The sequence below is a fragment of the Bacillus sp. (in: firmicutes) genome, from assembly GCA_017656295.1.
Lineage (GTDB): Bacteria > Bacillota > Bacilli > Bacillales > JACDOC01 > JACDOC01.
Map to the genome: position 1 here is coordinate 41799 of JACDOC010000018.1, position 15458 is coordinate 57256.

Consider the following 15458-nt stretch of genomic DNA (forward strand, 5'->3'; position numbering starts at 1 on the left):
AAAATTTTTGAAAACTCACGGATTGTCTAAAAAACTTTGGGAAAGGGTTGAAGATAAGAATTATCGGAAATGTGGTACAGAAAAGAAATTAGAGGTGTTTAAGAAGGTGCAAGCAATTGTCGTTACTTTCGTATGGAAGTCCGAACTCCATACGGAAAATGTTGCTATTATGCATTGAAAGCCTCTAACAAACGATTGACTCGAAAGGAAGCCGAGGAAATGGTTCGCAAGATGGTCCATAAGTATGAAGACCATCGAATGTATAGAGAATGGTTGAAAAAGGATTTGATTTTTATTTGTAGAAATTATTGGTGTGGAAAATAGTTCTTTTTAGAAAGGAAGTAATAAGATGCGACAAATCATTGCTCTAGGCGGCGGAGGGTTCTCAATGGAACCGGATAACCCGTTATTAGATCTGTACATATTGAAACAAGCAAAGAAAACTACTCCAAAGATTTGTTTTATTCCTACTGCTAGCGGGGATTCAGATATTTATATATCAAGGTATTATAACTTTTTTAATAAACAAAATTGTAACCCTTCTCATTTATCTTTATTTAAACCGCCAACAAGGGATTTAGAGGGGTTTTTACTGGAGAAGGATATTATATATGTTGGTGGAGGAAATACAAGAAACTTATTAGTTTTATGGAAAGAGTGGGGGTTAGATAATATTTTGAGAAAAGCTTGGAACCAAGGGATTGTTTTAGCTGGCATTAGTGCTGGTTCTATATGTTGGTTCGAGGAAGGCGTCACAGATTCATTTGGAGAAGGATTAGAACCAATTAAATGCTTAGGATTTCTAAAGGGCAGTAATTGTCCGCATTATGATGGAGAGTCAGACAGAAGACCTTCGTATCATAAACTAATTGATTCTGGAGACTTACAAGCTGGTATTGCAGCGGATGATGGAGTTGCTATCCATTATATAGAACAAAACATAAGTAATATAGTTAGTTCTAGACCAAAGGCAAAGGCTTATAAGGTTTATTTAAATCACAAGGATATGAAGGTTATTGAGGAAGAGCTTCAGACGAATTTTTTGGGTGAAATGAGAAATTAGTACCCAGAAAGTTTGAATAATTGGTAAAATTCTTTTATATATAAAGATACAATGGAGAGGAAAAGGGATGGGATTATCAGAACAGCTAATCAAGAAGATATTCCGCAACTTTTAAATTTAATGTATCAATACATTGTGGATTTTTATAAAAGACCTAAACCAACGGAAGAGTCATTTAAAGGATTGATGCAACATGTGCTGGATAACCCTTCTAGCGGAATACAATTTATTGCAGAACAAGATGGAAGAGTATTGGGTTTTGCAACCCTGTATTTCTCCTTTAGCACTCTTCAGTTGAAAAAAATGGCTATTTTAAATGACTTGTTTGTTATACCCGAAGCAAGAGGTTCAAAAACTAGGTGAGAAACTCTTTAAAACGTGCTTGTCTTATATAAGAGAGAATGATTTTGCCTACATGACATGGGAAACTGCAAAGGATAATTTAGTTGTTCAATCTCTTTACAACAAAATGGGAGGTCAATTGTCTGAATGGTTAGTTTATGAAATCAGTTAGTGTATCCAATAGTTTTTTATTAAGCTATCCTGAAAATTAATATTTTCATTCTTCTGATGGTGCCGTATAGATGTGGCATGGGTGGCTATGATTCAAAAAGTTATTATCAACAAAAGGGGGGATTTTATAGTGTTAGACAAGAAAAAAGTAGGAAATATATTAGGTGTCACGTCTTTGTTGCCTGTAATCATAAGTATCATTATTTTCTATGTTGAAAGAGGTCCAAATGCTGATGTTTATTTCGTGATCACAATTTATGGCATCATATCAATTATTGGTATTTTATTCGCGGTGTTCTCGTGGTTGATGACGAAACGTTTCTTTCTGCCAATTATCAGCTTGATAGGAAATGGAGCGGTTTTGGCCATTACTTTTCTTTTGCTATTGGCAATGGGGATTAGTGAACCATAAAAAAATATTCTTATTCAAAGATTCTGCCCGTAGTTGCAATATTTCTTTTTCTCCTGTAAATACACGAAAGTAGGTGGCATATAAAATATAAAAATGGAAATGAGTAAGTTTATACTTCATGGCGATATATTGATTATGAAAGTAAAGATTGATGGTGTTGATTATACATTTAGCATTAGGTGGAAAGCACCGAAGAAACCTTATGATGAAACTTGGGAACTTGTATCATATAAGTAAGCTTAAAATTCTGCAAAACATGCTTGCTCCCTCGAATACGCTCCTCATTTCATATTCTGTATAACCTGATATATGGTGTGGAGAATCCAGAATGGAAAAAGTATGATGCTCCTTATTATCCGCTTGAATTTTGTACCTTTGGAAAGTTTTCTAAGAAAATGGAAGAAAAAATGAATGTTACGGATGTACCAAGCCAAATGATTATGGAATATCAAGGTCAAATTATAGGCATGGTTAGCTATTATTGGGAGGTTAAGCGTACACAATGGCTTGAAATTGGGATCGTCATATATTCTCCTGAACATTGGAATGGTGGATTTGGAACGGAAGCATTATCTTTATGGATTGACTATCTCATTGAAAATCTACCCATCGAGAGAGTGGGGCTGACGACTTGGTCTGGAAATCCACGAATGATAAGATGTGCGGAAAAATTAGGAATGCAATTAGAAGGGAGAATGAGAAAATGCCGCTACTATAATGGCGAATACTATGATTCCATTGGGATGGGTATTCTTCGAGAGGAATGGGATGAGTTTAAAAAGAATAATCCTTTATTCAACTTCCATGAAAGAACGTGTTAACTTTTATCATCTGTGGTGAGGCTCGTTTGATGGTTAGCTACGGGCGACATTAGCTGAATAAGAAAATTATTCAACTCGTGGTTAATTGGCTCATTCAAACTACCAATTAGAACATAAACTGTTGAGTTTTGTTACAATGTTAAACAACAGGAAGGTGTAATACAATGACATATTTTATGTACATATTTTGCTAAATAGTATGGGGACTTAATTTTATTGCGGTGAATTGATATGTTTAAAGATGCCGCTCATTCCGTCATGATTAGCTTTCATGAAGAACCATCCAAGTATGCTTCTGAGTCTATTTCCTTCTATGAAACGAAAATTATTAACAAACTTTTTTATCTAGCAAAAAAATATAATCCTTGTAATATTACGACATAACCTAAATAAAGAAAGGATGATTTGTATGAACACTGAATCAAATGTCAATGTAAGGGTCACTCGTCAATTTAGCGTATCTCCTGAGAAAGTTTTCGACGCTTGGCTGGATCCTGAGATGATTGGCAAGTGGATGTTCGGACCTGATCTCCGTGATGAAGAAGTGGTGCGCATTTCCCTCGACCCGCGCGTAGGAGGATCGTTTTCTTTCGTTGTGCGTCGACAAGGGCAGGAAATTGATCATGTAGGGGAGTATCTTAAGATGGACCGGCCTCGCCGTCTCGTGTTCACCTGGGGGGTGGCGGACGTAGAGGGAAGCTCACGTGTGATGATCGACATCGTACCGCTGAAGAATGGGAGTGAGCTCACCTTGACCCACGAGTTGCATTCGGACTGGGCGGACTTCGCGGGCCGTACCAAGGATGCCTGGACAAAAATGCTCGATGTGCTAGCAGAGAAACTTAGCTAAGAGATAAAACCATACGAAGGAGTATTTAAAGTAGATTATTCGGGTGGAATGCGGTGAGATTAAATAGGAATACTTGAGACGATGCTTACCGATGGATAGACGAGAAAGGTATGAGTTTTGCGTTCGTTCTAGCATTGATCTAAATGAGAAAAATCGACTTATTGCGGGTTAGATTTTTTAAAGATCGGCACTTCACTGGCTGTGTTTTCCATTTTAAAAAGTAAAATATGCCAAAAAAATAAGCTGTTTGAACATATTTGTAGCTAATATGTTCAAACAGCTTTTTTATATTCATTAGACAAAAAAACAACTTTTCCTCATCTAAGGTACTGCCGCAGTATAGCTAGCTAATAAGTTTTGTTAGTTACAATAAGTATTGTTATTTATTCGGCTTCAGCCGTTTTAAGCATTTGAAACATCGGTAGCATCACCAGAATGCCAATAATGAAGATTGCGGCAGAGGACTGATAAATCGTAAAAAGGGAGAATTGTTTTTTCAACAGACCAGCCAAGCTCATCGTAATCACCATCGATCCCATGAACAGTGGGGTTAATATTCCGTTAACACGACCTACGAACGTTTCGTCGGTATTATTTAGTATAATCGTGTTTATGCCGATATGGAGAGCAGGCATGAATAGACCGATAAAAAATTCAGCCAACAAGGTCAGCCAGAACATGGTAGACCAACCCATAACAAAAATTCCTGCAGCCATACTTCCCATCCCCAGCATCAGCAGGACGTGCGGCGCAATCCGATTGGAAAATACCATCGCTAAAGCGCCACCGATGATCATCGCTGCTCCATGGGCTGCAAACAGCCATTGCAAGTATTCTTCTTCCAGACCAAGACGCTCTGTTACAAGAAAGATGGCCAACGGGTGGATTAATCCAAGCCCAAACCCAGCAGCCATGAAGCCGCCTCCCAAAGTCACAAGAATCTTGCGCGACCACACATATTGAAAGCCGAGCTTCATTTCATGCCAGAGCGATGTCTCACTTTGGTCCTTCTTCTCTATCCGATCGGGAGGCAATAAGGTCAGTACAAGAGCAGATAATAGAAATGCTATACCTACTACCGCCATAGAGATGTTGATACCGAATTGTTGAAAGACGAAGGTGCCTAATATCGGACCAATGATCATGAAAATAGCCATCATTGTCTGGAATAAGGACATTCCCGCCTGCATCTGTTCTCCCGAAACGTGTACTTTAAACAGCTTCATCCCCGAAGGCTGAGAGAACTGCGATAGGATGGCGGAGACGAATGTTGCGAGAAAAACCGCCTTCCATGTGCTAAACAGGAGCGCCATTAATATGACAAAAATCGATATAGCACTCAAAAGGTCGCACCAGATCATCGTTCGTTTCGGTCGCCAACGGTCGGCGAACGTACCGCCAATAAAGGAGAAGATAAAAATCGGTGCAAATTCGGCTACTGATATAAGTGAGACGGCAAGCGGATCCCCATTTGTTTTCTCCGTAACAAACAATAGAATCGCAAAGTTACGTACCCAAATGCCAATCTGAATAAACAAGCCAGCCGTCATAATCGTTTGGATGAAACGATTACGTAATAGTGAAACCATAGAAGGATTTGTGTTTGTTGATGACATCAGAATGACCTCTCTAATTTTTAATATGTAAAAACAACATAAATTCTAGTCTCGACAAACGAGCGAATATATGTTCCTATTACCAAATCAATTATCTGTGATTGGAAACAGATTGTCAACTGTTACCATTTTATCTTTTAAACAGAAATATTCACATAAGAAATCCTTGTTTTTGGAACTACTTATGGCGTTGCAGAGAGAATATAAGATAAAGTAAAACGCTTGAAGCGAAATTGAAACAGCTTCGTAAAAGTATATTTTAGCCAGATGAAAAACAAAAATGGATCCCAAGGCACAACTTTAACCATTCAATGGGTAAAGGGGAATGGACATTAAAAAATACACAAAGAAACAAATATAAATTTTGTATTAAGTGACATTGGCTTAAAAATAAGGATCGTAGATGATTCGAAAACAGGTTTGAAATAGATTCTGCACATTAGGCTGAATGAAAACGAAATCGTACGAGGAGCGGAAATACCCTAAATGGTAATGAGCAGAGGAGTAGGGTTTATGATGAAGAATGCGAGCGTTTGTTAACATCTTTAAATATTTCACAAAAATGTAAAAAATTTTTAGCGTATAGGATGGATGAAATTCTTTTGGTTACTTAAGATGATGATAAGGAAAACGAGTGGCATTTTTAAAATGATGGAAGAATACCGCTTGAATATACACTTCCATTCTCCAAAGGAGGAAATACAATGGTCATTTTAGAGGCTAGTAATATTGTTAAAATATACGGAGGATTTGGTGGTGAAAGTTCAACTACTGCGTTGGGCGGAGTGAGCCTATCCATTAATAAAGGAGAGTTTATTGCGATTATGGGTCCATCTGGAAGTGGTAAGACTACATTGCTTAATGTATTGAGTGGAATTGATAAGCCTACTTCAGGTGAAGTAATAATCGCAGGCAAAAAAATAAGTGAAATGGCAGTTGATGAATTAGCTCTGTTTCGTCGTAAACATTTAGGGTTCGTGTTTCAGGAATTTAACCTTTTAGATAGTTTAACAGTTAAAGAAAATATCATTCTTCCAATGATACTGGAAAAGAAAACATCAACCGAAATGGAAGAAAAAGTTCAAAGTCTTGCCAACCTTTTCGAGATTGAATCAATCCTAAATAAATATCCATATCACATATCTGGTGGACAGCAACAAAGAACGGCTGTTAGTCGAGCATTAGTGAACGAGCCTAGTATTATTTTTGCCGATGAGCCAACAGGAAACTTGGATTCTAAATCATCGGCAGTTATTATGGAATGCTTTGAAAAAATCGTTCACGAGCTTTCGACAACTGTTCTCCTTGTTACCCATGACGTTTTCGCAGCTAGCTATTGTCAGAAAGTTGTCTTTATAAAAGACGGTCTAATTCATTCCTACATCGTAAAAAAAGGAAGTAGGAAGGAGTTTATAAATCAAATCATGGATAACCTTGCTATCATAGGAGGAAGGAACCATGTCTTTTAATCAAATTGTGTGGAAAATGGCAAAGGTCCACTATAAAAAATATATTTTATACTTTTTATGCAACAGTTTTGCAGTCACGTTTTTCTTTATGTTTTCAACTGTTTATTTCAACGAGCAAGTAGTACGAGTTAAGAAGTTAGAATCGATCCAATATGTTTTAACAGTCCCAGGGGTTGCCCTTGTTGTTTTTACTGTTTTTTTCATTAGTTATGCACACAATATTTTTATAAAAAGAAGGAGAAGTGAGATCGGACTATTCATGACTTTAGGAATGTCCAATCGTGATATAAGCAAATTATTACTATTAGAAAATGTGATCATTGCCATCTTTTCGATTATTTCGGGTATTTTATCAGGAATAATATTTTCTAGACTATTTTTTTTACTACTAATGAATAGTGTGGGATTACAAGAGGTTCCTTTTCAATTAAATAGCAAAATGTTCGTATATTCGATCATTACTTTTTTAATCGTATTTTTCATTGCAGTTGGGCAATCACTCTTCCTCATACTTAAACAAAGCGTTATTCATAGCTTAAAAAGTGACAAGATTGCAGAAACAATAAAGATGAAAAATCCACTATTGGGTGGTGTAGGGCTGGCTATTATTATTGGATCCATTCTTGGGCTATATTATACGTATTCAGATCCTAATGCGGGTGAGTTCCTGCTTTTTTGGGCAATTGCAACATTAATAGGATTGTACATTAGTCTTTATCAGTTTACTAGTTTATTTATAGAGCTTGCTAAAAAATACAAACCATTTTATTATCGTCGATTATTATTTTTGGCGAGTCTAGATTACAAATTTAAGCAACTGACATCTATACTTATGCTCGTTACTGTCATGATAATGATAACTATACTGTATAGCACAATAATATTATCCACCTACATGTTAAATGAAAAGCAAGTAATTGATAGGAATCCTTTTGATATAGCATTTATCCAAACAGAAAATAAAAATAACTTGGCTTTAGAAGATCTTTACTCAATCGTTGACCAAAAAGAAAATCCCGTCCAAAAACATCTGGTGATACCGATATATACCTATTATCAAAAACAACCATACAGTGACTGGTCCTACGTCTATCATTTTATGGCAGTGGACCATTTTAATCAGTTAACTTCCAATCAGCTTAAATTACAAGATAATGAATTTGTATACTTTATAAATGATGACCCAGAAAGCGAAGGAAGTGGTAATGATTATAATCAAGATGTTATCTTTCCAATCAGAAATGAGAATGTAACTTACACACGAAAGGAAACAATTATAGAAAAAAACATCAACAACCTAAGTAATCTTCATGACTTTATAATTGTAAGTAATTCCGAATTCGAGTCTCTAAAAGATAAATTAGATGGTTTTGAATCAAATCTTCATTTAATCAATGTTGCAAACTGGAAAAAGACAACTAATACTGTTGAGAGACTAGAAAAGAGTTTTAAAAGCTACAATGTAAACACTCCACCAATTGTTGATGTTCGGGTAGAGAATGCTTCAGAAGAAGACTTATTTCAGGTTGCCTCTAAAGTGGAAGATTATAATCACAACAAAAATTCTAATGGTATATTATTCTTTGTAACCTGTTTTTTAAGTGTCATTTTCTTCTTTGGATCGTTTACTCTATTATATTTAAATCTTTTTTCCGAGATTGATAAGGAAAAAGACAAGTATAAAAAACTTAAATATATAGGGATTACTACGAAGGAAGTAAAGCGAATCATTTCAAGAGAGATAACAACCCTATTTTTTGTCCCAACCCTTGTTGGAACTACCTTAGCTTTCCTTTACATCGTTGCTATGGCAAAGGATATTGGTGGAATCACAAAAAATCCTGAAATACTATTACACTTCCTCATTGTTGCAGTAATCTACCATTCCATACAAGTAGGATTTTTCCTATATGGCAGAAAGAAAATGTTTTACTATCTAACTGGACATTAAAGTAAGTGTTCAGGTTAGCGGAGGAAGGACTACATAAAAAAGAGAGTTTAAGTTAATTGGAAAAAGAATATCTTTCTATTGTAATTCAACAGTTTAAACATTTTAAAGAACGAGCGGAACAATGAGTTACAACTGGGGGCCAAGTGGTCCAACATTTCCCTGCAGTTATCCTAAAGATTGTCAAACAAAAACTAAGTATGTACAAAGCTTCTTTTTGTACATTATTTTTTGTCTTTCTTGGATTTAATACAAACCAAAATAATTCTGTCAATTCTATGTGGATCAATACGATAAAATGATTTACAATTTGAACAATGTTCGTTTTAAAGATGAAGGTGGGCGAAGTATAATGATTTACAAGAGTGCTAATTTCCAACACATAATGACATCAATGGAGATGTTGACTCTTACTATGTTTTTAGATGAGACGTTTCCTTTAAATGGTAAAATGAGTATGTAGATTGTTAACAAATGTACTTACATTAGCAGGGCAGGGGTGAATATATGAAATTTGCTACTAAAATAATGATGCTATTACTTATTGTTTTCCTAATGGCTTGTAGTAAACAACTAGAAAGTGGAAAATTGATTCATGAAGAGCAAACTGCCACAAGTGGTCAAAGGGTAGGAGAGAGTACAGTAGTAATAGCTTATAATGATAAGGAATTTGAAGATTTATGGAACTCTTTTAACATTGAAGAAAACCGTCCTGATGTTAATTTTGATAAATATGCTATATTATTTGCACATACAATGGAAAACTCTTGTCCCAAACAAATCAGTAAGTTTCAACTAAGTGATGACGGTAAAAAGTTAATTATTGAAACATCTCAAAAAGGGTCTATTTGTAACGACATTGGTATTCCAAAGTCATTTGTGTTTCAAATGGAAAAAGATATGCTGGATCGTGTGGAGACAATATCTTTTGAAGGAAAATCTTTTGCTCATAGGTGACGAGAATGTTTTTTTAGTGGCAATAAAAACCGCTGAAAATTCTAACATTTTATGGCAGTGGACCATTTTAATCAGTTAACTTCCAATCAGCTTAAATTCACCCGAAGAAATTCCAACAGATGAAAATATTATAAAAGTTGAATGGGTAGATTTAGAATTAGCAGATGAATTAATGCCATATCATCCTGAAGGAATATCTAAATTAATTAGAAATACTGGAGCAAAATACACATTACAAAAATAAGAAAGATTAATTGCTATAAACTAAGAATAGAATAAATGAATTTATTTGCATATTGAGTGGATATATTTGTATCAAAAAACTGACAGAATTATTCCAGGATTAAAAACGCGAAAAATCGCGTTTTTGCATTTTTTGTTCAGTCATCATATATTATGTTGCTAAAATTTTTATTATAGAATACATGAAATTATAATATATTGACGTATTTTCAGAACTATATGAAGTTACAGAGCTGCTCTAAATAGAGCAGTTTATTTTTTTTATTCAAAAATAATTTTTGATTTGATTTCCATATTTTAATAGATGTACATAATTATTTCAAGGATATTACAATTATTGTGTGTTATCCGGATAACCAGAAACTGTTTGAAAGGAGAACATCGAAACATCATGAATAGGAGAAGGTTAAGTATTTTTTCTAAGACTTTATCCATTTTACTCTCGTTCTGTTTACTCTTTAGTCTTATTGGACCAGAATTTGCCCAAGCAGCACCTAGTAAAATAGACAAAATAGCGAAAAAAAGTGAGAAAATAGACGCAGACATTGGTGAGATGCCTCGTGAACTCCCATCGGAGAAATTAGAGCTAAAAAGTAAGCGGACAAAGTTTTCCAAAAGGTATTTAAATCCGGATGGTAGTTTTACCGAGGAAATCTTTTTAGAGCCTCAATTCTATCAAGATCAAAACGATAAACAATGGAAAAAAATCGATAATACTTTACAAGTGGGTGAAAAGCACCAAGACAAATACGAAAACAAAAGTCATGCCATGAAAGTGTTTTTCACCAAACAATATAAGCAAAACGAATTAGTTGAAGTCACAAAAGACCATTTTTCTATCAAAATGATACCAGTCAATGGGAAACAGTCAAATGGGGTCATCAACAAAAATAATATTACGTATTCAGACCTGTTTGAAAATACGGACGTAACCTATAAAGTTCAAGGCGATTCCGTTAAAGAAGATATTATCTTGAAAAGCAAGCCTACTCATAACATCTTTACATTTGAATTGAAATTAAAAGGGTTGTCGGTCGACACCAATGAAGAAGGGACCATTGTCTTTAAAGATGAAAAGGGTCAAGTTCAATGGTTCTTTGAACGTCCATTTATGACGGATGCCAGTGGAAAATACTCGGATCACGTGGACTTAATACTTAAAAAAGAAAATGGAAAAACATATGTGGATGTTGTGGCGGATGAAGAGTTTTTAAATGACGCATCTACACAATACCCGGTTGTGATAGATCCAACTATTAATAATTGGGATGTATTAAGGGACAATTTTGTGTCTAGCACCTTCCCAAACTCTATTTATTCTAGCAATACTTATATGAACACCGGATATAATAGCTATTTCGGTTCCACTCGTTCGCTAATTAGATTCTATTTACCAAGTTTACCGAGCGATAGTTTTATTACTTCCGCCACTTTTCATGCGTATCAAACTATTTCGGATTCAACGGAAGTATCAATTGATTTATACCGTATAACAAGTAACTGGGCTTCTTCTGTCACATGGAATACACAGCCGACTATTGGAGCTTCTCCAGAGTCAACCACGACGAGTAATTCTGTTAACACCTACTGGCAGTGGGAAATAACGCAATTAATCAAAGATTGGTACAACGGCGTACAACCAAACTACGGGTTCATGTTAAAACAACAAAATGAGACTACGTCTCCATATCGTTCCTTTAACACAGTTAATAGTGGAAATAATACACCAAGAATTACGATTAACTATACGGTTGATCCTATTGGGTTAGAGGATTTTTGGAGCACAACGGAAGAAGGGATAAATCCTGCCAATGGTAACTTGGTACTTCAAGAAACAGATATATCTGTTCCAGGACGAGGATTTGATGTTTCAATTACTCGTACCTTTAACAGCCGTAAAACGTGGCATTCCGGAATGTTTGGATTCGGCTGGTGGAGTAATGTCGAAGCTCGATTAGTCGATAGTGGAGATGGTCCCATTACTCTCATTGATGGAGATAACACCCGTCATATTTTCGGCCAAAAAGTGGGTGGGGGCTACACAACACCTGGTGGTATCTACCTTGACCTTGTGAAAAACGGAGATGGTACGTATACCATTACTGAAAAAGATGGAACGAAAGTCCATTTTAATACATCGGGTCGAATCGCTTCGATTGTGGATACGAATGGGAATACCACGACCTTTACGTATAATGGTTCTGGTCAATTAATCGAAATTGAGGATGCTTCCGGACGAAAAACAACCATTCAATATGGTGCCAATGGATATGTTTCTTCCATTACCGACCCAGCGAACCGCACCACAACCTATGAATACGATGGACAGGGAAATTTAATTAAAGTCATTGACCCAGCCAACTTTGAAACGACTTACGGATATGATGCTGATCATAACATCACGTCCATCACAGATGCAAAGAATATAACGACAACCATTCAATATACAGACGATCAAGTAACCAGTATTAGTCGCCCAATTACCATTAATGGTACGGTCGAAACAAGCACAACTACCTACTCCTATGACACACAAAACGAAATCACAACAGTCGTAGACGGAGAAGGAAATCGGGTAGACTATAAATACAGCCCAAATGGAAATATCGAAGAAATCATTGAAAATCCATTAGATGCTCAAAACAAAGCTGTCACATCGTTCTATTATGATAACCATAACAACTTAACAAAAGTGGTTGATGCCAATACGAATCAATCCAGTGGCACGCAAGCTTATATCTATAGTTACGATGAGAATGGAAATATTACTTCCGTTCAATTACCAGAAAATCAGACTGAATCCTATACCTATGATGACAAGAATAACCTGATTCAAGAACAAGATTTTAACAATAATCTTCAACATTATGACTATGATGATAAGAATAACTTAACAGAATCAATTGATTCTTACCAACAATCAACCGCGACTCGATATGATCAGTACGGAAAAGTATTATACACCACACATCCGATGTCGGTCGCTGACAATCTTGTCAAAAATTCAAACTTTGAAATCGATGAAGACAACAACAGCTGGCCAGATGGATGGAATACGATCCAGCAATCCGGAACAACAGCCACGATAAACTGGTCAACCGTTTCAAAATATTGAAATCGTAGTGTGAGTATTTCCAATCCAACAGGTTGGGCGAATGTATTCAGTGAAATGGCTCCTTATCAAGCTAATGAAGAATACGTTGTTAGCAGTTTTGTGAAAACCGAAAACACAACCGGCTTAGCTCAAATCAAAGTAGAATATTTCGATGATTCAAACAATTGGTTAGGCTTTTCCATGTCATACGGAATAAAAGGGACTCATGACTGGACTCGTTTACAGTTAGTAATAGATAACGAAAATGTTCCTTCTGGTACGAAAAAAATTCGGGTAGCTGTAGGGATGGATGCTAGTTTAGGTACCGCCTATTTTGATGGTGTTCAAATCGAAAAAGGAACCGTCCTAGGTGCATACAACTTAGTTGAGAATTCAAGCTTTGAACGTAGCAATAACGGTCAAATACCTGATGATTGGGAAACCAGTGGAAATTTATCAGCGAATGACCAATTGGATTCGTCTGAATATTACGTTGGAAGTCAGTCCTTTAAAATCACGGGTGAATCCGGAAAGAATAAGTTTATTAAACAAACGATTCCGATTTCTGGAGATGAAAACTCCCGATTCACACTTTCTGGATACTCGAAACAAGTCGGTGCTAATCCGAACGGAGGGCACTATGCCTTACAAGTAGCCATCCATTATACAGATGGTTCTACAGATTGGAGCAATGCCAACGACTTTGATAAAACAAAGGAAGGCTGGCAGCATGTAGCCGCAGAAATTAAACCAGATAGAGCCTTTGACTCAATTGATGTGTATTACTACTTCTTCGATCAATCGGGTACTGCTTGGTTTGATGCGATGCGTCTAGAAGAAGGGGCTTCGCATACCTTCTATACGTATGATACGAATTCAAACTATGTCACTCAAATCAAGGATCCTTTAGGTCATACCGTATCATACAGTTATGACGCAGCCGGAAATCAAACCAGTGTCACTGATGGAAAAAGGAAAACGACTTCTTTCGAATATAACGCAAAGAATCAACTAACAAAAGTGACAGATCCAAATTTAAATGAGACAACCTATGGATATGATGGTGTAGGAAATCGTACATCGGTAACCAATGCGAAAAATCATACAACAAACTATACGTATAATGAATTTAATCAAGTATCAAGCTTTACCAATCCATTAAATCAAACCACATCTTTTGAGTATGATAAAAATGGAAATTTAACGAAAGTCACATATGAAAATGGGGATACGGTTTCCTATAGTTATAATGCGCTTAATCGCCTCGTGTCGATAGCACATAATGGGGTAACCAAATGGACCTTTACGTATGATGCCAATGGAAACGTCACATCCGTGACGGATGAAAATAATCAAACGGTAACGTATTCATATGATAAAAACAATCGCTTAACGCAAGTTGATAAAGGTACGAGTTCATCGCTAACACTTGGATATGATGACAACTCTAATATCACATCAAGAGAAATAACGGATGGATCGACAACCACAACATTCGGTTACAGTTATAATCCGTTAAACCAACTTGTTGCCTTGTCCCGAAATAGTGCCAACCTTGCTAAGTTGACGTATGATGAACGTGGAAACATTTCGGCGATTCTAAAAGCAAATGGAACGTATACAGCCTACGAGTATAACGATGCGAATCTATTAAAGTCCATTAAAAACTTTGATAAAACTGGAAGTGTCTTGAATTATTTCATTTACAGTTACGATGCCAATGGAAATATTACAAGTGTGGAAACCGAAAGTGGAACGATTACGTATCAATATGATGCATTGAATCAATTAATTGAAGAAACTCTATTAGATGGAACAACCATTACCTATGAGTACGATTCCGTTGGAAACCGTACAAAGAAAATCGTAACGGATGGAACAGGTTCAACGACCACAACCTATACGTATGACGCAGCCAATCAGTTAACAGCAGTAGACGGACAAGTATACACGTATGATGTCAATGGGAACTTAATCGATAATGGCGAGTATACCTTTCTTTACAACGATGACAACCGTCTTGTAGAAGTAAAAGATGCAACTAATACAACGATTGCAACCTACACGTATGACCATCAAGGAAGAAGAATCAGTAAAACAACGTCATCTGGAACGACTTACTACCACTATGACGGTGACTCGATTCGATTGTTGTATGAAACAGATGAAAACAACAACATCATTGCGGAATATACTTGGGATGAAAATGGTCAACCACTTACGATGACGAGAAATGGTGTAACGTATCATTATCATGTAAATGGTCACGGTGACGTAACGGCATTAACCGATGCCAATGGAAATATTGTTGCGGAATATGATTACGATGCATGGGGAAATGTCCTTTCACAAACTGGCTCAATGGCATCACAGAATCCAATACGGTATACAGGGTACTATTTCGATGAAGAAACAGACCTATACTATTTGATGGCGCGTTATTATGATGCCAATATCGGTCGTTTCCTCACA

General features: G+C 36.2%; 8 protein-coding genes and 2 pseudogenes. 9 read left to right on the forward strand and 1 reads right to left on the reverse strand.

Annotated features, from left to right (window positions below):
* The first annotated feature begins 349 nt into the window (after positions 1-349).
* From H0Z31_12640 to H0Z31_12660, 5 genes and pseudogenes are all read left to right on the forward strand, one after another.
* Positions 350-1063: a Type 1 glutamine amidotransferase-like domain-containing protein gene (locus H0Z31_12640; GenBank protein MBO8178291.1), complete on the forward strand. Its 714-nt coding sequence runs from the start codon at positions 350-352 to the stop codon at positions 1061-1063.
* A gap of 51 nt (positions 1064-1114) precedes the next feature.
* Positions 1115-1577 (forward strand): annotated as a pseudogene (locus H0Z31_12645) (GNAT family N-acetyltransferase).
* 129 nt (positions 1578-1706) lie between these two features.
* Complete coding sequence (locus H0Z31_12650; GenBank protein ID MBO8178292.1) at positions 1707-1988, forward strand: hypothetical protein; 282 nt, start codon at positions 1707-1709, stop codon at positions 1986-1988.
* A 260-nt stretch (positions 1989-2248) separates the two neighbouring features.
* Positions 2249-2809: a GNAT family N-acetyltransferase gene (locus H0Z31_12655; GenBank protein MBO8178293.1), complete on the forward strand. Its 561-nt coding sequence runs from the start codon at positions 2249-2251 to the stop codon at positions 2807-2809.
* 409 nt (positions 2810-3218) lie between these two features.
* On the forward strand, positions 3219-3659 hold the full coding sequence (locus H0Z31_12660; protein ID MBO8178294.1) for an SRPBCC domain-containing protein: 441 nt from the start codon (positions 3219-3221) through the stop codon (positions 3657-3659).
* A 383-nt stretch (positions 3660-4042) separates the two neighbouring features.
* On the opposite strand, the gene H0Z31_12665 is transcribed toward H0Z31_12660, so the two are convergent.
* On the reverse strand, positions 4043-5275 hold the full coding sequence (locus tag H0Z31_12665; GenBank protein MBO8178295.1) for an MFS transporter: 1233 nt from the start codon (positions 5273-5275) through the stop codon (positions 4043-4045).
* Positions 5276-5979: 704 nt separating this feature from the next.
* Here H0Z31_12665 and H0Z31_12670 point away from each other — a divergent pair.
* The 4 genes and pseudogenes from H0Z31_12670 to H0Z31_12685 all read left to right on the forward strand — a co-directional run bounded on the left by H0Z31_12670 (position 5980) and on the right by H0Z31_12685 (position 15458).
* Positions 5980-6744 (forward strand): ABC transporter ATP-binding protein, encoded by a 765-nt coding sequence (locus tag H0Z31_12670; protein MBO8178296.1) that lies wholly within the window; start codon positions 5980-5982, stop codon positions 6742-6744.
* Positions 6734-8695 carry an ABC transporter permease gene (locus tag H0Z31_12675; GenBank protein MBO8178297.1) on the forward strand — a complete coding sequence of 654 codons (1962 nt, stop codon included), beginning with the start codon at positions 6734-6736 and terminating at the stop codon, positions 8693-8695. The genes H0Z31_12670 and H0Z31_12675 overlap by 11 nt, the downstream gene beginning before the upstream one ends.
* Before the next feature lie 504 nt (positions 8696-9199).
* On the forward strand, positions 9200-9649 hold the full coding sequence (locus H0Z31_12680) for a hypothetical protein (GenBank protein MBO8178298.1): 450 nt from the start codon (positions 9200-9202) through the stop codon (positions 9647-9649).
* A 634-nt stretch (positions 9650-10283) separates the two neighbouring features.
* Positions 10284-15458 (forward strand): annotated as a pseudogene (locus tag H0Z31_12685) (DNRLRE domain-containing protein).